Source organism: Enterobacter sp. MGH 4, assembly GCF_000534735.1.
Taxonomy (GTDB): Bacteria; Pseudomonadota; Gammaproteobacteria; order Enterobacterales; family Enterobacteriaceae; genus Enterobacter; species Enterobacter intestinihominis.
In genome coordinates this window covers 99547-118489 of sequence record NZ_KI973295.1, presented here as the reverse complement: position 1 = coordinate 118489, position 18943 = coordinate 99547, and the positions used below count along the sequence as shown (strand labels likewise).

Sequence of the window (18943 nt, the reverse complement as noted above, 5' to 3'; positions counted from 1 at the left end):
GCTCATTGCGTGGCAATTTGGCGCAAAATACTATGTACTGACAAACAAATGGCGAGGAAGTTCGCCTTCATCGACGCGTCTGTGACGCACGCAAAAGTACAAGGCTATGGCACAAGAGATCGAATTAAAGTTTATCGTCGAAAAAGACAGCGCTGACGCGCTCCGCCAGCATCTGAACACGCTGTCCGGCGAGCACCATGAACCCGTACAGCTGCTCAACATCTATTACGAAACGCCGGACAACTGGCTGCGCAACCACGATATGGGCCTGCGCATCCGTGGTGCGAACGGGCGCTACGAGATGACGATGAAAATCGCCGGTCGCGTGGTGGGCGGTTTGCACCAGCGTCCGGAATACAATATCGACATCAGTAAGCCAGAACTTGAGCTGGATCGTTTTCCGGCGGAAGTGTGGCCGGAAGGGACGCTGCCCGCAACGCTGTCGGCGGAGGCGCAACCGCTGTTCAGCACCGATTTCTGGCGCGAGAAATGGCTGGTGACGGAAGGCAAGAGCCGCATTGAGATCGCGTTTGATCGGGGTGAAATTAAGGCGGGTGAAGAGCAGGAGCCGATCTGCGAATTGGAACTCGAACTGCTGGAAGGCGAGGCGAGCGACGTGCTGAAGCTGGCGCACAAGCTGGTGAACCAGCCTGGCCTGCGTCAGGGCAGCCTGAGTAAAGCGGCGCGCGGCTATCACCTGGCCGCCGGGAATGCGCCGCGCGTGCTGCGAGAAACCCCGATTCTGCGCGTTGTGCCGAAAGCCTCCGTTGAGCAGGGCATGGAAGCGGCGCTGGAGCTGGCGCTCTCTCAGTGGCAGTACCACGAGGAGCTGTGGGCGCGTAACGTGAAAAATGCCAAAAAACAGGTGCTCGCTGCTATGGGGCTGGTGCGTCATACCCTGGCGCTGTTCGGCGGTATTGTACCGCGTAAAGCCAGCGCTCACTTACGTGATCTGCTCACTCAAACCGAAACGCTGATGCTTTCTGACGTGTCGGCACAAACGGCGATCTACAGCTCGCAAAACGCCAGCGCGAAACTGGCGTTGACCGAATTTCTGGTGACGCGCGGCTGGCGCATTTTCCTCGATGCGAAAGGGCAGACTAAAATCGCGGAAAACTTCAAACGTTTTGCGGATATCCACCTCTCCCGTCACGCGGCCGAGCTGCGAACCACCTTCGCGCATCCGCTGGGCGACCAGTATGGCGATCAACTTCCCCGCCTGGCGCGTAACATCGACAGCATGTTGCTGCTGTCAGGTGCGTATGAGGGCGTGAAGGCGCAGGCCTGGCTGGAGAACTGGCAGGGGCTTAAGCATGCCATCGAGACCCGTCAGCAGATTGAGATCGAGCATTTCCGCAACGAGGCCATTTCGCAGGATCCGTACTGGCTGCACAGCGGAAAACGTTAATTCTGGCAAGGAACCCCTGATATGCCGCTTTCTTCGCAGTTACAGCAGCACTGGCAGACCGTTTGTGAACGCCTGCCTGAGTCGTTACCCGCGTCATCGTTAAGCGAGCAGGCGAAAAGCGTGCTCACGTTCAGTGATTTTGTGCAGGAGAGCGTCAGCGCTAACCCGGACTGGCTGGCAGCGCTGGAAAGCGCGCCGCCGCAGGCTGACGAGTGGCGGCATTATGCTGGCTGGCTGCAAACCGCGCTGGCAGAGGTGGCAGATGAACCCACGCTGATGCGCGTTCTGCGTCAGTTCCGCCGCCGGGTGATGGTACGCATTGCCTGGGCGCAGGCGCTGGAGCTGGTGAGTGAAGAGAGCACCTTGCATCAGTTGAGCGAGCTGGCGCAGACGCTGATCGTCGCCGCGCGGGATTGGCTCTACGCCGCCTGCTGTAAAGAGTGGGGCACGCCGTGCAGCGAAGACGGGGTTCCGCAACCGCTGTTGATTCTGGGGATGGGCAAGCTGGGCGGCTGCGAGCTCAATTTTTCCTCAGACATCGATCTGATTTTTGCCTGGCCGGAAAACGGCTCCACGCGCGGCGGTCGTCGCGAGCTGGACAACGCCCAGTTCTTTACCCGCCTGGGGCAACGGCTGATTAAGGCGCTGGATCAGCCCACCCAGGATGGTTTTGTCTACCGCGTGGATATGCGTCTGCGTCCGTTTGGCGACAGCGGGCCACTGGTGCTGAGCTTTGCCGCGCTGGAAGATTATTACCAGGAGCAGGGGCGCGACTGGGAGCGTTACGCGATGGTCAAAGCGCGGATCATGGGCGACAGCGACGATGCCTACGCCAACGAGCTGCGCGCCATGCTGCGCCCGTTCGTGTTCCGCCGCTACATTGACTTCAGCGTGATCCAGTCCCTGCGAAATATGAAAGGGATGATTGCCCGCGAGGTGCGTCGCCGTGGCCTGAAGGACAACATCAAGCTCGGCGCGGGCGGTATTCGTGAGATCGAATTTATCGTTCAGGTCTTCCAGCTGATACGCGGCGGGCGCGAACCTTCTCTGCAATCCCGCTCGCTGCTGCCAACGCTAAGCGCTATCGATCAGCTGCATCTGCTGCCGGAAGGCGATGCGCAAACGCTGCGTGACGCTTATCTCTTCCTGCGTCGTCTGGAAAATCTGCTGCAAAGTATCAACGACGAACAGACCCAGACGTTACCGGGCGATGAGCTGAACCGGGCGCGACTGGCCTGGGGGATGCGGGTGGATGACTGGGCGGCGCTGACGGAACGGCTGGAAGCGCATATGGCGGGCGTGCGCCGCATCTTTAACGATCTGATCGGCGACGACGAAAGTGAATCGCAGGACGATGCGCTCTCCGAGCACTGGCGCGAACTGTGGCAGGACGCGCTTCAGGAAGATGACACCACGCCGGTGCTGGCGCACTTAAGCGACGATGCCCGCCATCGCGTGGTGGCGTTAATCGCCGACTTCCGCCTCGAACTGAACAAACGCGCCATTGGCCCGCGCGGTCGTCAGGTGCTGGATCATCTGATGCCGCATCTGCTGAGCGATGTCTGCTCCCGCGAGGATGCGCCGGTGCCGCTGTCGCGCATGATGCCGCTCCTGAGCGGGATCGTCACGCGTACCACCTACCTTGAACTGTTAAGTGAGTTTCCCGGCGCGCTGAAGCATCTGATTTCCCTTTGCGCCGCCTCCCCGATGGTGGCGAACAAGCTGGCGCGTTATCCGCTGCTGCTCGACGAACTGCTCGACCCGAATACGCTCTATCAGCCGACGGCGACGGATGCTTACCGCGACGAGCTGCGTCAGTATCTGCTGCGCGTGCCGGAAGAGGACGAAGAGCAACAGCTTGAGGCGCTGCGTCAGTTTAAGCAGGCACAGATGTTGCGCGTGGCGGCGGCAGATATCGCCGGTACCCTGCCGGTAATGAAAGTGAGCGATCACTTAACCTGGCTGGCGGAAGCGATCATCGACGCGGTGGTCCACCAGGCGTGGGTGCAGATGGTGGCCCGCTACGGGCAGCCGAAGCACCTTGCTGACCGTGAAGGCCGCGGTTTTGCGGTGGTGGGGTACGGCAAGCTGGGCGGCTGGGAGCTGGGCTACAGCTCCGATCTGGATCTGATTTTCCTGCACGACTGTCCGGTTGACGTGATGACCGACGGCGAGCGCGAAATCGACGGGCGGCAGTTCTACCTGCGCCTGGCCCAGCGCATCATGCACCTGTTCAGCACTCGCACCTCATCCGGCATTCTGTATGAAGTGGATGCGCGTCTGCGCCCGTCCGGCGCGGCAGGCATGCTGGTTACCTCCACGGAGGCTTTCGCCGACTATCAGAAGAACGAAGCCTGGACGTGGGAGCATCAGGCGCTGGTGCGCGCCCGCGTGGTGTACGGCGATCCGCAGCTCAAAACGCAGTTCGATGCGATCCGCAAGGCGGTCATGACGACCCCGCGCGAAGGCTGTACGCTGCAAACCGAAGTGCGGGAAATGCGTGAGAAAATGCGCGCGCACCTTAGCAACAAACATCGCGATCGCTTTGATATCAAAGCTGATGAGGGCGGGATTACCGATATTGAGTTTATCACTCAGTATCTGGTGCTGTTGCACGCGCACGATAAGCCGAAGCTGACCCGCTGGTCGGATAACGTGCGCATACTGGAACTGCTGGCGCAGAACGACATTATGGATGAGCAGGAGGCGCAGGCATTAACCCGCGCCTACACCACGCTGCGTGACGAGCTGCACCATCTGGCCTTACAGGAACAGCCGGGCCATGTGGCGCTGGACGGTTTCACCGATGAACGCGCGCAGGTGACCGCAAGCTGGCAGAAGTGGCTGGTGGAACCGTGCGTAACAAAACAAGTGTGATATTATCGCGCGCAAATTGTGAATCTTTCTGGAGTCAGGAATGAAAGTAACACTGCCAGAGTTTGAACGTGCTGGAGTTATGGTTGTCGGGGATGTGATGCTGGATCGCTACTGGTATGGGCCGACCAGCCGTATCTCTCCGGAAGCGCCGGTGCCGGTAGTTAAGGTCGACACCATTGAAGAACGTCCAGGCGGCGCGGCAAACGTGGCGATGAACATAGCCTCGCTGGGCGCGCATTCGCGTCTGGTGGGCCTGACCGGCATTGACGATGCGGCGCGTGCGCTGAGCCAGTCGCTGGCGGACGTGAACGTGAAGTGCGACTTCGTTTCTGTTCCGACCCACCCAACCATCACCAAGCTGCGCGTGCTGTCGCGTAACCAGCAGCTGATCCGCCTCGACTTTGAAGAAGGGTTCGAAGGCGTTGATCCTGAGCCGCTGCATGAGCGCATTAGCCAGGCGCTGGGCAATATCGGCGCGCTGGTGCTGTCTGATTATGCCAAAGGCGCGCTGGCGAGCGTGCAGACCATGATCCAGCTGGCGCGCAAAGCCAGCGTTCCGGTGCTGATCGACCCGAAAGGCACCGATTTCGAGCGCTATCGCGGCGCAACCCTGCTGACGCCCAACCTCTCTGAGTTCGAAGCGGTGGCGGGCAAGTGCAAAACTGAAGAAGAGCTGGTTGAGCGCGGCATGAAAATCATCGCTGATTTCGAGCTGTCTGCGCTGCTGGTGACCCGTTCCGAACAGGGCATGACGCTGCTGCAACCGGGCAAGGCGCCGCTGCATATGCCAACCCAGGCGCAGGAAGTGTACGACGTGACCGGTGCCGGTGATACGGTGATTGGCGTGCTGGCGGCGACGCTGGCGGCGGGGAACTCCCTGGAAGAAGCGTGCTACTTCGCGAACGCCGCGGCGGGCGTGGTCGTCGGTAAACTCGGAACCTCCACCGTTTCGCCAATCGAGCTGGAAAATGCGGTGCGTGGGCGTGCGGATACCGGCTTTGGCGTCATGACCGAAGACGAGCTGAAAGTGGCCGTTGCCGCCGCGCGCAAACGCGGTGAAAAAGTGGTGATGACGAACGGCGTGTTCGACATCCTGCATGCGGGTCATGTCTCGTATCTGGCGAATGCGCGCAAGCTGGGCGACCGCCTGATTGTGGCGGTCAACAGCGATGCCTCAACCAAACGACTGAAGGGTGAAACGCGTCCGGTGAACCCGCTGGAGCAGCGCATGATAGTACTCGGCGCGCTGGAAGCGGTGGACTGGGTGGTCTCATTTGAAGAAGACACCCCGCAGCGCCTGATTGCCGGAATTCTGCCTGACCTGCTGGTGAAGGGCGGTGATTACAAGCCAGAGCAAATCGCAGGTAGCGAAGAGGTCTGGGCGAATGGCGGTGAAGTGATGGTGCTCAACTTTGAGGACGGGTGTTCAACCACTAACATCATTAAGAAGATCCAGAAAGACAGTCAGTAAAAAACGGGCCAGTTGGCCCGTTTTTTTATGTCGGGTGGCGGCTGCGCCTTACCCGACCTACGCGTTCATGTAGGCCCGGTAAGGCGTAGCCGCCACCGGGCACAACAGGCCGCACTATGCCTGGTCATCCACCGGTGGAATAGCTGGCGCTGGCTTCACCTCTTCCGGCGCATTGCGGCTCTCCAGCTCGCTCAGACGCTGTTCCAGCAGCGCCAGCTTCTCGCGGGTGCGCAGCAGCACCTGCGTCTGCACGTCAAACTCTTCGCGGCTGACTAAATCAAGGCGAACCAACTGTGCCTGCAACGTCTGGCGAATTTTCTTCTCAACGTCATCACCAAACTCACGAATACCTTTCGGCATGGACTCATGAACCTGACGCGCGATCTGCTCAATTTTCTTTGGGTCAATCATTGTCGTTTCCCTTGATGAAAAGGTGTTAGTGCCTATTGTAGCGCGTCATGCCGCGGGTTAAACAAAATTGTTTGAAGCTTATGCATTGCCCAGGGTAATCAATAGCGTTATAGTTATCTCGCTTATTCTCAGGGCGGGGCGAAATTCCCCACCGGCGGTAAATCAGCTTAACGCTGAAAGCCCGCGAGCGCTTTGGGTGAATTCTCAAAGGTCAGCAGATCCGGTGTAATTCCGGGGCCGACGGTTAGAGTCCGGATGGGAGAGAGTAACGATCCAGTCGGGCAAGGCCCGCTCACGTTATTTTTTTGCCGCTTGTACGGCGCTCCTAAGACTGCCCTGATTCTGGTAACCATAAAGTTAATGAGGTTTTTTTACCATGAATCAGACGCTACTTTCCTCTTTTGGCACTTCAACTCAACGTGTTGAACATGCACTGGATGCACTGCGCGAAGGCCGCGGTGTGATGGTGCTTGACGATGAAAACCGTGAAAACGAAGGCGACATGATTTTTGCCGCCGAGAACATGACCGTTGAGCAGATGGCGCTGACCATCCGTCACGGTAGCGGCATCGTATGCCTGTGCATCACCGAAGACCGTCGCCAGCAGCTTGATCTGCCGATGATGGTTGAAAACAACACCAGCGCCTTTGGTACCGGCTTCACCGTGACCATTGAAGCGGCACATGGCGTCACCACCGGGGTGTCGGCGGCTGACCGCCTGACTACCGTGCGTGCAGCGATTGCTGATGGTGCAAAACCCTCCGATCTGCACCGCCCTGGTCATGTCTTCCCGCTGCGCGCGCAGCCGGGCGGCGTGCTGACCCGTGGTGGTCATACCGAAGCGACCATCGATCTGGTGACGCTGGCTGGCTTCAAACCCGCAGGCGTGCTGTGCGAACTGACCAACGATGATGGCACCATGGCGCGCGCGCCGGAGTGCATCACCTTTGCGCGTCTGCACAATATGCCAGTGGTGACGATTGAAGACCTGGTTGAATACCGCCGGGCGCATGAGCGTAAAGCCAGCTGAACATGCTGATGTGAAAAAGCCGGGGAAACCCGGCTTTTTTGTTTCTAGTGGTAGTTAATTTTGAACAGTACCACGGTTTCAAACGGCCCGGACTGAATCGCTTTTCCTTCATCCCGCGAAAGTTCAGCCGTGTAGTTTTGCTCAAGATTCATCATATCGCCCGTAAAATCGGCGTATTCCTTGTACTGGTTGAATGTGTAAGGCTCCGTTCCGTTAAGAATACGCAGCTTTAACCCATTCCCTATCAGTACCGCGGTGTCGTCTGCGCTGAGCGTTTCGGTTGTGTAAAATGACGAGTCCATCTTAAATCCGTCCGAGCACTGGGCATCCTGCACTTTGGTGGTTCGAATTGAAAACGTGCGAATACGCTTCTGCTGATTCACAATGTCGCGCGCACTGAAGGTGCCGAAGTCGATCTCCTGATTCTCAGGGTAAATGCTAAACGTCGCCCCGCAATCAAGTACCGTAATGTTTTGCAGCCCGTTGATGTGATACTTCAGGTTCTTCGCGTCGGCCATCTGATTAACGCCACCCTTACCGTCAAATTGCACAACGATGTAATCGCTGAGCGAACTGACATAGCCATGCGGCGGCACAGCCTTTATTCTCACGAAAAGTCGTAATCGGGCGACGAACGTGCGCGAAATATGGATATCATCCGGATTACCAGAGCAAATGCGATTCTCCCAACCCATCTGGCGGATTTGAGCAGGGGTGTAAATAGTGATGTTATTGTTGTCCAGACACTGGCGGGTATCCACGCCGTTGGGCTGACCTGTAGCATCGTAATCTATACCTTCATAGGTGACGCCCAGCTCATAATAGGGATCAGTTGCGGCAGGATAAGGGTTTACCCAGGCAAAGACATCTTCCGGCTTAAAATTGCTCGAGACGTTGTTGTCACACGTCACCGGAATCCTAATGTCATCAGACTCCCATATTTTTTGGCCAATTTGGGCGTTGCTGGGTATGGCAAAGGGGGAGATCGTTTTTGTCTCCTCGACGGAACCGCCAGAGCCACCCAGATAACAGTTAAGCGCCATCGCATCTTCCAAAGGTAGCGCTGAAAGCAGCAATGTAAGCAGGACACTAGCGAGCTTTCGCATCTTTATCGATTTTCCGTTCGGTAAGTTTACATTGCGCCGTTCCGGTGCACTGCACGTCGACTTTTTTCAGGGCACCGTAATCGTCGATATAGCCAATGCTGTAATAACTACCGTGGTAATCGCCGGTAGACGCGGTTGCCGTGGCGAAAGGCGCAATCATCAGACTGTCAAAACCCGGCAGCATGGTTTTAGCATTTTTGCTCAGCCACGCCAGCGTGATGTAGTACGGCGTAGGGTTGTGGACCGTGAGCCCATTCGCGTTGGCGGAAATTTCCATTCGCATTTCAGTCAGTTCGCCGGATTTTTTGCTAATCGCTTCTGGACGCCAGAACAGCTTAATTCGGCTCTGCATTGCTACCTGCATCACGCTGCGCTCCTCGCTGGCGCTGGTGTTTTTTGGCGGTACTTCACGCAGGTTGAAATAAAACAGCGATTCCCTGTCTCCTGGCAGCTGGCGAGTAGCGGCTTGTTTAACAATCCTTATCTGCGACGAGGTGCCCGCTTCGATACGTTGAATGGGGGGAAGCGCCATAAAGTGCGTATCTTCTTTTTGTCCCTTTTCATCTTCAATCCAGGAGAGCGCCAGATAAGGCAGCACCTTGCTCTGGTTGTCCACTTTCAGGCTGCTGGCCTTGTCGCTTTCTGGAAAAACAATGCGCGTGCGGTCCAGATTAATGGCTGCGTGGGTAGCAAATGCTGTGCTGGTTAGCATCAGGCACAGGCTTTTAAACGGCGTTAATTTCATGATGATTTCTTACTGACACGGCAGTATCAACTGCATATTGTTTTCTAAGTGAGAAGGTAACGAGAAGCGACACTGTTGGTTGTCGCCCCATGTCACGCGAAACTGCTGTTCTGGCTCAACGGCGGCCAGCCAGACGCGGCCTTCATCGGCCACCATCCCAACCTGCAAATTGCTTGCTTCCAGGCGAACAATCGCCCCGAGAGGTGGCGCTCCTGATGACATTCGCAGAACGCCTGTCACGTCCTGACCTGCGCGCGTGGCAATCTGACGATAACCAATGGCTCCCTCAGTCCAGGTTGAGGTCACGACGCGGTTGTCTACGTCCACGCCATCAGGGAGGTTGTTCAGATTGACCTGCACGCTGGAGGGGGAATAGCTGGAGAATGACGGTAAAACGCCGATGCCAAAACGGTTGGTCTCATCTCGCGACATGTTCAGCGGGATATTGCCTACCCCGTCGGTGCTGACCATCACACGAGGTTCATTACCGTAGCTGCGCCGGTGCAGCGCGGCGCCTTTCGCCGTTGAGGTGAAGGAACCACTCCAGCTCGCGCTGAGGGAGTTATATTCGTCAGCTTTATAGCTGCCTGAGAGATTGAGATCGCCGTACGTAGAATAATGCTGATAATTCCCGCTGACCTGCGCGCCGGAATCTGGCTTTCCGCTCTCCGCGCCTGCGGAAACGCCCCAGGTATTATTGCGATCCGACGTGTCATACCACGACACGTTATGACTCAGCGTGTCGCTGTTACGCAGGTCATAGTTAAGACGATGATCGGGATCGAGCGGTACGCTGAGCGAGAGATAGAACTGAGTATCGTCACTTTCGTCTTCCTCATCGTAATGCGTTTTACTCCAGGACAGGGTTACGCCGAGGTTCTTCCAGCGGCCCATATCAAAGTTGTAGCCCGCCGTGATGCTGCCGGTCGTGGAAGGTGAATCATTCCACCATGTCTGACGCAGCATGTTGACGTACAGGTTCAGGGATAACGCCGAAATGTACTGGCTTGCCGTCACGCTCAGGGTTTGTTTCTCCGACTGGCGGTCACCGTCGTCATAATCAAGGTAGCGGGCGTAGCTCAAAAACTGGGGGTCTGAGTAGCGGTAGCTGGCAAGCGTAAGCTGACTGCCGGTGGTATCGAAACGCTTGCTGTAGTTAATGCGATAGCTGTAACCCGTCTGACTGCGCTGGTGTGGCAGCTGGCTGGTGGCCTGCGTGACGTCAAAAGAGAGCGCCCCCAGCCAGGCCATATTCTGGCCGATCCCGGCAGCGACGGAACGATAACCGTCGCCATCGGTCAGCGTGCCGCCATACAGGGAGGTGTGTGACAGCACGCCCCAGGAAAATTCGCCGCTCATGAAGGCGTTATCTTCGACGTCATGGGAGGCACCCTGGCGCGCTTTACCCGCCGCGAACTTGTAGCGAACCTGACCCTTGCGCGTTAAAAACGGCACGGACTCGGCAGAGACCTGGAAGGTGCTGACGCGGCCGTCCTCTTCCGTGACTTTGACGTCCAGCGTGCCCTGAACCGACTGGTTAAGATCCTGAATAACAAACGGGCCTGGTGGCACTTTACTTTGGTAAATCACGCGATCGGCAAGGCTTACGGTCACCGTGGCGTTGGTTTGCGCTATCCCGGTAATCTGCGGGGCATAGCCGCGCAGCGACCATGGCAGCATACGTTCTTCGCTGATAAGCGATGCGCCGGTATAGGTAAAGGCGTCAAAAATTGCGGACTGGAAATCCGTTTCACCCAGCGTCAGTTTCGCTCCGATTGAGGGCAGAGGGCGGAACATATAAACGCGTGAAAAACGGCCATCCTGCTCTGAGCCTGCTTCAGTATCGCTTCGCGTGTACTGGTAATCGCTTCGCAGGCGCCACGCGCCCATGTTCGCACCGACGGTGCCATAGGTATTGGCGTTGTTATTGCTGCTGCCGCTATTGGGCTGATAATGGCTGGCAAAAAGATTGTAATCCAGCAGTACGCCCGGCACGCCGTTGTCCCAGGTGGATGGCGGCATCCAGTCCACCGCACGGTATTGCAGCCATGCCTAGGGGATCGTCACATTCAGGGATTGGCTATCTTGCTCAAACGTAAATCTGATGTCTGGTCTGGCGGCGAAATCAACGCATCCCTCTTTTTCTGGCAAAGCGTGACGAACCTCATCCTGTAACGCAAATGTATCGGCCAGTTCGGGAGGAATACACACTTGAACTGCATTATTTATTTCTCTCCAGCGAAGGAGCCAGCCATTTGCCAGCGGAATATCATTAACTGAAACCGTAACGAAATAGCTTCCCGGCGTAACCGATATTTGATCTTTAAAACGTGATAAATCGACGCTGCCGCGCTGATCTTTATCGATGGCGTTTATATTAAATTCAGTGGCAGAGGTAAGTCTCGTCATTAACAGGGATGCAATGATGATTATCCATTGTAATTTGTATGTCATCATCCTGTTACTCGAATATATAAAGGATGCCGACCGGCATGAATTACCAGTCGGCTAATACTGTGACGTAACAGAACTATTTGTACAACAGGACGTAGTTAGCCGTGGCTTCAACCTGGCCTGCCGTCGCAGTTTTACCCGTGGGGACTTCCATAACCGCTTTGAAATGCAGCGTCTGGGTGGTTGATCCTGCCAGCAACTCAACCTCGTTGGATTCTCCCAGCGTGATAGCAGCCTCCGCATTATCCAGCAGACGTACACCCACGTTCTGCGCACCACTTGCATAGGTGTTACTCATCAGGCTGGTGTCTGTCGCGTCTGTCGCTGCGCTGGTGAAGGTGACATCCACTTTGGTAATTGGCGTGTCGGTTTCGTCTGCCGGATCGTCAAGCTGGCAGTTTTCCAGATTAATATCGACCGGAACCGGCGTGGATTTTTTGTTGGCGTTGATAACGGCCGTAGTCACTTCACCCAGATCGACTTCTTTATCAACGCTGTCTGGTGCGATGCTGCACGGTGCGTCAATAACAACACCTTTGAATTTGATTTTGCCAGAGCCTTGATCTTCAGCAAAAGCAGAACCCGACACAATGCCAGCCATAGCCGCTGCTAACAGTAATTTCTTACCCATATACATGGAAATATCCTTTTTCAGAGTGATTCATAATGTGAATATTAATTTCAGAATACTTGCAAAGTATACGGATTGGGGTGGGAATACGCGATTAACGTGACTTAAATATATTTGTAGGCGCTTTTAATTAATATTTTCAGGCTATCTTAAGAGACGCCTTTTTTTGAAATTCTAATGGGTTTATATTTGGTGAGTTATTATAGGATAAATATATAGGATTGTTATTTTGAATAGTATAATGCCTCCGTATGAAACGGAGGCATTAATTCTTAACCTATACCTGCCGTTTGTAGCAGAACCAGACTCATCCCCATCACTGACATTCCACACAGCACGCCGTAGCTTGGGTTATTGTTGGGATCGATCTCTTTTGCCAGCGGCATCAGCTCATCGACAGATAGCGCGACCATAATCCCGGCCACGGCAGCCATAATTGCAGCCATTACAACCGGGGATACGAGGCTACCGAGGATCAGCCACGCCAGCACGCCGCCGAGAATTTCAGCCATCCCGGAGATACCCGCCCAAAAGACAGCTGTACGTTTTGAACCCGTGGCGGCATAAACGGGCCCGGCAACGGCAAGTCCTTCAGGAATATTGTGCAAAGCAACGGCCAGCGCGACACCAAAACCCATTTCCAGGTTGCTGCTGGCCGTGACATAGGTGGCGATACCTTCCGGAAAGTTATGCAGGCTGATACCCAGCGTCAGCAGAATGGCCGTGCGTTTGATATTGCCAGGGATGGGGGCAACGCTTTTTTGCATTAGATCCTGCGGGTGCGCGTGAGGAAGGATACGGTAGAGTGCAAAATAACCCAGCAGGCCAATGATAAACATGCCATAGCCCAGAACAGGCGACATCCCTTCGGCGTGAAGCGCGGCGGGCAGCATCTCCATCAGCGAGATAAGCAGCATAATCCCGGCGGCGAAACCCAGAGAGAAGGCCAGCAGGCGATTAGAGGGTTTTTGACCGAGTACCCCAAGGAACGCACCGATAAAGGTCGCGGCGCCCGCAAGTAAGGTCAAAATCAACGGTACTGACATGCATTCTCCTTAAGCGATATCTGGCATTCAAATTTCCTGATGATGATCTTCACGGTTATCTACGTTCATCTTCACCTGAATGCGCGTAATGTAGGCCCATCACTTTGTCACTTCCTCTAAGGATATCACCATGTCTCCTTCTCGTATGCCAGCACTGTTTTTAGGCCATGGCAGCCCCATGAACGTTCTGGAAGATAACGTCTATACCCGCGCCTGGCGTCAGCTGGGTAAGACGTTACCGCGTCCGAAGGCAATTGTGGTGGTCTCTGCGCACTGGTTTACCCGGGGTACCGGCGTGACGGCCATGGAAGCGCCAAAAACGATCCATGATTTTGGCGGTTTTCCGCAGGCGCTATACGATACGCATTATCCGGCCCCCGGTTCGCCTGAGCTGGCGCAAACGCTGGTGGATTTGCTGGCACCTTTCCCGGTCACCCTGGATAAAGAGGCCTGGGGCTTTGACCATGGCTCGTGGGGCGTGCTGATTAAGATGTATCCTGATGCGGATATCCCGATGGTGCAACTGAGTATCGACAGCACCAAACCGGCTGCCTGGCACATGGAGATGGGGCGTAAGCTGGCTTCGCTTCGTGATGAGGACATCATGCTGATTGCCAGTGGCAACGTGGTACACAATCTGCGTACGGTACGCTGGCACGGTGAAAATACGCCGTACCCTTGGGCAACAGCCTTTAATGACTATGTAAAAGACAACCTGACCTGGCAAGGGCCGGTCGAACGGCACCCTTTGGTGAACTATCTGGATCACGACGGCGGTTCGCTCTCTAACCCGACGCCGGAACACTTCTTGCCATTGCTGTATGTATTAGGCGCATGGGACGGTCAGGAGGTTATTACAACACCGGTCGACGGTATTGAGATGGGGAGCTTGAGTATGCTGTCGGTGCAGGTGGGGTAAAACATGCCCGGTGGCGCTGCGCTTACCGGGCCTACGCTCAACATGTAGGCCGGGTAAGGCGAAGCCGCCACCCGGCAAGTCTTATTCAATAAAAATATGCGGGTAGAAACGCGACAGATCCTGCGTAATCAGCGCGCGATCTTCGCGAATACCAATCCCGGCAGGCTGATCGTTAATAAGCCAGCTGCCGATCAGCGTATAGCTGTCGCCAAACTTCGGCAGTTGATAAAACGCCTGGACGATCATCCCTTCCTCACCGTACGGCCCTTCAACCGCTTCCAGCGTTTTACCGTTTTCGATAATCGAGACGTTCGCGCCTTCACGGGAGAAGATTGGCTTAACGACGTATTTCTCCATCGGCGGGAAATCATCTTCGGCAAAGTAAGCAGGCAGCAGGTTCGGGTGGTTCGGGAACATCTCCCACAGCATTGGCAGCAGGGCTTTATTGGAGATAATGCTCTTCCAGGCTGGTTCCAGCCAGCGCACACCGGCGTCTTCCAGCTTGGTAGAAAACATTTCGCGCAGCATGTATTCCCACGGGTAGAGCTTGAACAGGTTGCTGATCACCTGATCCTGCGTGTCCGTAAACTGACCTTTTTCACCTAAACCGATCTCTTCGATATAGAGGAATTCCGTCGCCACTTCCGCTTCGGCTGCGCAGTCCTGCAAATACTGAACCGTACCGCGATCTTCTTCGGTATCGCGACAGCAGGCGAGGTGCAACAGGTTGAAACCGTGCTGTTCTCGCAGTTCGGCGAAACGCTCAATCAGTTTTTCCTGAAGGCTGTTGAACTGGTCGCTGCCTTCCGGCAAGTTTCCGGCATTCGCCTGATCTTCCAGCCAGATCCACTGGAAGAACGCGGCTTCGTACAGGGAGGTTGGCGTATCTGCGTTGTTTTCTAAAAGCTTCGGTTCACCCACGCCATCCCATGCCAAATCGAGGCGAGAGTAGAGCGAAGGCTGGTTCGTTTTCCAGGACTGACGAACAAAGCTCCAGGTGTGCTTCGGAATGCGGAATTTGGTCATCAGCTCATCGCTGTCGATGACTTTCTCTACCACCTTCAGGCACATCTGGTGCAGTTCTGCGGTCACCTCTTCAAGCTTTTCGACCTGCGCGAGCGTGAGCTTATAGTAAGCGTCTTCACACCAGTACGGCTCGCCGTACATGGTGTGAAAGTTGAAACCGTATTCGGTGGCTTTTTCGCGCCAGTCCGGGCGCTCGACAATGCTGACTCGTTCCATGATCAGCCGCCCATTGAGCGAGTCGAAGAGCCGGTCGCACTACGCTGCATGGTGGTTTGTTTCGCCACAGACTCACCGAAGCCGCCACGGGTAATGGTGCTGGTAGTGGCTGGTTTCGGTGCCATCGCGGTTTTCGGTACGGTCATCGTACGGCCAGGCGTTGCCGCACCGTAACCCTTGCCGGTGGCATCGGTGTATTTACCGTACGCCGGGCTGTTTGGGTTTTTAGAACTAAACAGCGGTTGCTGCTGGTAGCCCGCGCCGCCGCTCATCAGACGGCCCATCATATAACCCGCCATCAGAGGCATCCAGAAGCTACCGCTGGACTGTGCCTGCGCCTGGTTTTCTGGTGCCATACCTGCCTGAGCAGGAGCCTGCTGGCACTGGCCTTCGCCGAATTCGGCTACACAGTCTTCGCGTGAGGCATATTTCGGCGCGGTACGTTCTGCCTCTTTCAGGGCGTTGTTATAGGCCGTCGTACACTCGGCGGCTTTACCGGTTGCGCTCGCACAATCGTCAGCGTTTTGATAGAGCGACACCGTTTCGTCGCTTTGCTCACAGCCTGCCAGCATAAAGACGGCGGTGACCGCCAGCGCGACAGGTGTCAGGTGGCGTGCGTTCCAGCTTTTGCGGAACGACGCGTGATTCATCGTTTTTGTCCGTTTCATATTTGTCTTCCAGGACCCAGGGGTATTAACGCTCAGGATAGAGGATGAGTGGTTGAAAATGAAGCGAAGAGGGGCGAAATCCGGGGGATCTTTACGTTGGCTTACGTTCGGGGGGGATTAGTGTGCTCCCTCTCCCTGTGGGAGAGGGCTGGGGTGAGGGCATCAGGCCGCACTGGGCCTGATGACACACTTAGTTGCGGAACGGATTCGTGCCGCTGCTGGCAGGTGAGGTGCTACGCGCTGCCGCTGGCTGTGCAGCCGGGGCGCTGCCGTTAGCGTTGAAGTTATCAACCGCGGCATCCTGCTCTGGATTTTCCGGCGCCACGCTGTCAGGCGACGTGGATACCGGTTTACCCAGCGTACTGTTCAGCATTTGCAGATCCTGCTCGTTCAGCGTACCCAGCGCCTGCTTGATGTTCAGCTGGTTAATCAGGTACTGGTAACGTGCGCTGGAGAGCTGCTGTTTCGCGTTATACAGCGTGGTCGTTGCGTCTAACACGTCAACGATGGTACGCGTACCGACGGAGTAGCCTGCTTCCATCGCGTCCAGAGAGCTTTGCGCAGAGACAACGGCCTGTTTGTAAGCGTTGATGCTACTGATAGAGGCATTGACGTTGTTAAAGGAAGAACGCACGGTCTGCACCACGTTACGGTGCGCGCTTTCCAGCTGCTCGCTGGCGCCCACAAAGTTGTACTGCGCCTGTTTCACCTGAGAGTTAACCATCCCGCCCTGGTACAGCGGCAGAGAGAAACTAAGGCCCACTTTGTTCTGGCCAACGTTGCTGTCGTCATAGGCCTGAGACGTCGTTTTAGACCCGCTGTAGCTGGTATCCGATACGCCGGTAGAGGCGCTCAGGCTCAGGGTTGGCAGGTGACCATCCTGTGCAAGGCGGATCTGCTCGCGTGCCAGATCCTGGCTCAGGCGCGCCTGCAATAAGGTCAGGTTACGGTTTTCCGCTTCTTTCAGCAGAGCATTAACCGCCTGCGGTTTGTCCGTTTTGAAACTGTCCACGTTCAGAGAGGCCAGCTCAGGATAGTAGTTACCGGTGACCTGACGCAGTGCTTCCAGTGCGTTGTCGAGGTTGTTACGTGCGGTCACTTCGTTAGCCAGTACGGTATCGTACTGTGAACGGGCGTTCTGCACGTCAGTGATCGCAACCAGACCTACGTTAAAACGCTGGGTGGTTTGATCTAACTGGCGGTAAATCGCCTGTTTCTGCGCTTCGGTATAGGAGAGCGCGTCAATCGCGCTCAGTACCTGGAAATAGGCGGTCGCGGTATTCAGGATCAGCGTTTGCTGATCGGTCTGATAGGTGACATCCTGAATGCCTGCGCTCTTTTCCTGCAAACTCAGTTCACGCCATTTGGACATGTCGAACAGGGTCTGTGTAAGCTGTAAAGAGGCGCTGGTGGCATTCGAGTCGATGCCATTGTTATCGCGAAAACCGTTAGTGTAGGTATAATCTGCACCTAAGCCTAACTGCGGCAACAGTGGACTACGTGCTTCGTTAATCTTTTCAAACGCAGCATCACGATCGGCCGCTGATTTACGTAAATCAGGGTTGCCCAGACGTGCCTGCTGGTAGACCTGTAACAGGTTCTCTGCCTGGCTCATTGCACTGAAGCCCGTCAGGCTCAGGCCGATAAGGATGGGGAGCAATTTCTTCATTTGCATTCCTTGTTGTGAAGCAGTATTAGCGCTGATCTAATTAAAAATAATTGCCGATTCTAACAGAATCATCCACACCAAAAGGTTGGCGTAACGTGCCATCTGGCGGTAATTTGCTCCAATCTACCATATAGCCATACAAACGGCAGCCAAACAGCCTTGAAATTCACAATTTCATCACCATTGCTACCAGGACTCGACCGATGCAAAAACCAGAAAACGTGCCTGTCACCTTCGCCAAAAACGATGTAGAAATTATTGCACGAGAAACGCTTTATAGCGGTTTTTTTTCAATGGAACTTTACCGTTTCAGGCATCGCCTGTTTAACGGTGAAATGAGCGGTGAAATCAAACGCGAAATTTTTGAGCGCGGGCATGCGGCAGTCTTGCTACCCTTTGACCCAGTGCGTGATGAAGTCGTGCTGGTCGAGCAGGTCCGTATTGCGGCGTATGATACCAGCGAAACGCCGTGGTTGCTGGAGATGGTGGCCGGGATGATCGAGGAGGGTGAGTCGGTCGAAGACGTCGCTCGCCGCGAGGCGCTGGAAGAGGCAGGCCTGGCGATCGGTCGGACGAAACCGGTGTTGAGCTACCTGGCAAGTCCGGGGGGAACAACGGAACGCTCATCTATTATGGTGGGCGAAGTGGACGCCACGACAGCGAAAGGGATCCACGGTCTGGCAGATGAAAACGAAGATATTCGGGTTCATGTGGTGAGTCGGGAGCAGGCTTACCAATGGGTAGAAGAGGGTTTAATCGACAACGCAGCGTCTGTCATCGCCTTGCAATGGCTGCAACTGCATCATCAGAATTTACGAAACGAGTGGAAAAAATGAAGCGCTATACACCTGACTTCCCAGAAATGATGCGCCTGTGCGAAACCAATTTCGCCCAGCTGCGCCGCCTGCTGCCGCGAAACGACGCGCCCGGCGAAACGGTAAGCTATCAGGTGAGCAACGCGCAGTATCGGTTAACGATAACAGAATCAACGCGCTACACTACGCTGGTGGAGATTGAGCAAACGGCGCCGAGCATCAGCTACTGGAGCCTGCCGTCAATGACGGTACGTCTTTATCATGATGCGATGGTCGCTGAAGTGTGTTCAAGCCAGCAGATCTTTCGCTTCAAAGCGCGGTATGATTATCCGAATAAAAAGTTGCATCAACGCGACGAAAAGCATCAAATTAACCAGTTTTTAGCCGACTGGCTAAGATATTGTTTAGCACATGGAGCAATGGCGATTCCGGTTTGTTAGCGTCATAAACC

The 18943-nt window shown here is 55.4% G+C and carries 15 protein-coding genes, 1 pseudogene and 1 riboswitch; of the genes and pseudogenes, 7 read left to right on the top strand and 9 right to left on the bottom strand.

What is annotated here, in order from left to right:
• The first annotated feature begins 106 nt into the window (after positions 1 to 106).
• The 3 genes from L350_RS05560 to hldE are packed head-to-tail and all read left to right on the top strand — an operon-like array spanning position 107 to position 5756.
• Positions 107 to 1408 carry a CYTH domain-containing protein gene (locus tag L350_RS05560; protein WP_032626309.1) on the top strand — a complete coding sequence of 434 codons (1302 nt, stop codon included), beginning with the start codon at positions 107 to 109 and terminating at the stop codon, positions 1406 to 1408.
• A 21-nt stretch (positions 1409 to 1429) separates the two neighbouring features.
• The gene (gene glnE / locus L350_RS05565; protein ID WP_032626305.1) at positions 1430 to 4285 is read left to right on the top strand and encodes a bifunctional [glutamate--ammonia ligase]-adenylyl-L-tyrosine phosphorylase/[glutamate--ammonia-ligase] adenylyltransferase; all 2856 of its coding nucleotides are present in this window, start codon (positions 1430 to 1432) and stop codon (positions 4283 to 4285) included.
• Positions 4286 to 4325: 40 nt separating this feature from the next.
• Positions 4326 to 5756 (top strand): bifunctional D-glycero-beta-D-manno-heptose-7-phosphate kinase/D-glycero-beta-D-manno-heptose 1-phosphate adenylyltransferase HldE, encoded by a 1431-nt coding sequence (gene hldE / locus L350_RS05570; protein ID WP_015571898.1) that lies wholly within the window; start codon positions 4326 to 4328, stop codon positions 5754 to 5756.
• Positions 5757 to 5870: 114 nt separating this feature from the next.
• Here hldE and ubiK read toward each other — a convergent pair whose 3' ends face one another.
• Positions 5871 to 6167, bottom strand: coding sequence for a ubiquinone biosynthesis accessory factor UbiK (ubiK, locus tag L350_RS05575; protein WP_000566823.1), 297 nt, complete (start codon positions 6165 to 6167; stop codon positions 5871 to 5873).
• Positions 6168 to 6287: 120 nt separating this feature from the next.
• Positions 6288 to 6438: riboswitch (FMN riboswitch) on the top strand.
• 105 nt (positions 6439 to 6543) lie between these two features.
• Here ubiK and ribB point away from each other — a divergent pair.
• Positions 6544 to 7197, top strand: a complete 654-nt coding sequence (gene ribB / locus L350_RS05580; protein ID WP_003862538.1) for a 3,4-dihydroxy-2-butanone-4-phosphate synthase — start codon at positions 6544 to 6546, stop codon at positions 7195 to 7197.
• A 44-nt stretch (positions 7198 to 7241) separates the two neighbouring features.
• On the opposite strand, the gene L350_RS05585 is transcribed toward ribB, so the two are convergent.
• From L350_RS05585 to zupT, 5 genes and pseudogenes are all read right to left on the bottom strand, one after another.
• A complete protein-coding gene (locus L350_RS05585) occupies positions 7242 to 8303 on the bottom strand; it encodes a type 1 fimbrial protein (RefSeq protein WP_032626303.1) in 1062 nt (353 codons plus the stop codon).
• A complete protein-coding gene (locus tag L350_RS05590; RefSeq protein WP_023298622.1) occupies positions 8287 to 9048 on the bottom strand; it encodes a fimbrial biogenesis chaperone in 762 nt (253 codons plus the stop codon). The genes L350_RS05585 and L350_RS05590 overlap by 17 nt, the downstream gene beginning before the upstream one ends.
• 9 nt (positions 9049 to 9057) lie before the next feature.
• Positions 9058 to 11502 (bottom strand): annotated as a pseudogene (locus L350_RS05595) (fimbria/pilus outer membrane usher protein).
• 76 nt (positions 11503 to 11578) lie between these two features.
• The gene (locus L350_RS05600; RefSeq protein WP_022649431.1) at positions 11579 to 12139 is read right to left on the bottom strand and encodes a fimbrial protein; all 561 of its coding nucleotides are present in this window, start codon (positions 12137 to 12139) and stop codon (positions 11579 to 11581) included.
• Between the two features lie 266 nt (positions 12140 to 12405).
• The gene (gene zupT, locus L350_RS05605; protein WP_032626301.1) at positions 12406 to 13179 is read right to left on the bottom strand and encodes a zinc transporter ZupT; all 774 of its coding nucleotides are present in this window, start codon (positions 13177 to 13179) and stop codon (positions 12406 to 12408) included.
• A 130-nt stretch (positions 13180 to 13309) separates the two neighbouring features.
• On the opposite strand from zupT, the gene ygiD reads away from it, so the two are divergent.
• Entirely contained in the window at positions 13310 to 14098 is a 789-nt protein-coding gene (ygiD, locus tag L350_RS05610; protein WP_032626298.1) for a 4,5-DOPA-extradiol-dioxygenase, read from the top strand.
• 81 nt (positions 14099 to 14179) lie between these two features.
• Here ygiD and L350_RS05615 read toward each other — a convergent pair whose 3' ends face one another.
• The 3 genes from L350_RS05615 to tolC form a co-directional block, all read right to left on the bottom strand.
• A complete protein-coding gene (locus L350_RS05615; RefSeq protein WP_022649428.1) occupies positions 14180 to 15340 on the bottom strand; it encodes a glutathionylspermidine synthase family protein in 1161 nt (386 codons plus the stop codon).
• A 2-nt stretch (positions 15341 to 15342) separates the two neighbouring features.
• Positions 15343 to 16008 carry a DUF1190 family protein gene (locus L350_RS05620; protein ID WP_006811983.1) on the bottom strand — a complete coding sequence of 222 codons (666 nt, stop codon included), beginning with the start codon at positions 16006 to 16008 and terminating at the stop codon, positions 15343 to 15345.
• Between the two features lie 190 nt (positions 16009 to 16198).
• Positions 16199 to 17677, bottom strand: coding sequence for an outer membrane channel protein TolC (tolC, locus tag L350_RS05625; protein ID WP_023306968.1), 1479 nt, complete (start codon positions 17675 to 17677; stop codon positions 16199 to 16201).
• A 203-nt stretch (positions 17678 to 17880) separates the two neighbouring features.
• Here tolC and nudF point away from each other — a divergent pair, with 203 nt between their 5' ends.
• Positions 17881 to 18513: an ADP-ribose diphosphatase gene (gene nudF / locus L350_RS05630; RefSeq protein ID WP_022649425.1), complete on the top strand. Its 633-nt coding sequence runs from the start codon at positions 17881 to 17883 to the stop codon at positions 18511 to 18513.
• The gene (locus L350_RS05635; RefSeq protein WP_003862516.1) at positions 18510 to 18932 is read left to right on the top strand and encodes a DUF1249 family protein; all 423 of its coding nucleotides are present in this window, start codon (positions 18510 to 18512) and stop codon (positions 18930 to 18932) included. The genes nudF and L350_RS05635 overlap by 4 nt, the downstream gene beginning before the upstream one ends.
• Positions 18933 to 18943 lie beyond the last annotated feature (11 nt).

Bases quoted from the DNA above. Each gene is read 5' to 3' on its own strand.
- L350_RS05560 (WP_032626309.1), top strand. From the start codon at position 107: ATGGCACAAGAGATCGAATTAAAGTTTATCGTCGAAAAAGACAGCGCT.
- glnE (WP_032626305.1), top strand. From the start codon at position 1,430: ATGCCGCTTTCTTCGCAGTTACAGCAGCACTGGCAGACCGTTTGTGAA.
- hldE (WP_015571898.1), top strand. From the start codon at position 4,326: ATGAAAGTAACACTGCCAGAGTTTGAACGTGCTGGAGTTATGGTTGTC.
- ubiK (WP_000566823.1), bottom strand. From the start codon at position 6,167: ATGATTGACCCAAAGAAAATTGAGCAGATCGCGCGTCAGGTTCATGAG.
- ribB (WP_003862538.1), top strand. From the start codon at position 6,544: ATGAATCAGACGCTACTTTCCTCTTTTGGCACTTCAACTCAACGTGTT.
- L350_RS05585 (WP_032626303.1), bottom strand. From the start codon at position 8,303: ATGCGAAAGCTCGCTAGTGTCCTGCTTACATTGCTGCTTTCAGCGCTA.
- L350_RS05590 (WP_023298622.1), bottom strand. From the start codon at position 9,048: ATGAAATTAACGCCGTTTAAAAGCCTGTGCCTGATGCTAACCAGCACA.
- L350_RS05600 (WP_022649431.1), bottom strand. From the start codon at position 12,139: ATGTATATGGGTAAGAAATTACTGTTAGCAGCGGCTATGGCTGGCATT.
- zupT (WP_032626301.1), bottom strand. From the start codon at position 13,179: ATGTCAGTACCGTTGATTTTGACCTTACTTGCGGGCGCCGCGACCTTT.
- ygiD (WP_032626298.1), top strand. From the start codon at position 13,310: ATGTCTCCTTCTCGTATGCCAGCACTGTTTTTAGGCCATGGCAGCCCC.
- L350_RS05615 (WP_022649428.1), bottom strand. From the start codon at position 15,340: ATGGAACGAGTCAGCATTGTCGAGCGCCCGGACTGGCGCGAAAAAGCC.
- L350_RS05620 (WP_006811983.1), bottom strand. From the start codon at position 16,008: ATGAAACGGACAAAAACGATGAATCACGCGTCGTTCCGCAAAAGCTGG.
- tolC (WP_023306968.1), bottom strand. From the start codon at position 17,677: ATGAAGAAATTGCTCCCCATCCTTATCGGCCTGAGCCTGACGGGCTTC.
- nudF (WP_022649425.1), top strand. From the start codon at position 17,881: ATGCAAAAACCAGAAAACGTGCCTGTCACCTTCGCCAAAAACGATGTA.
- L350_RS05635 (WP_003862516.1), top strand. From the start codon at position 18,510: ATGAAGCGCTATACACCTGACTTCCCAGAAATGATGCGCCTGTGCGAA.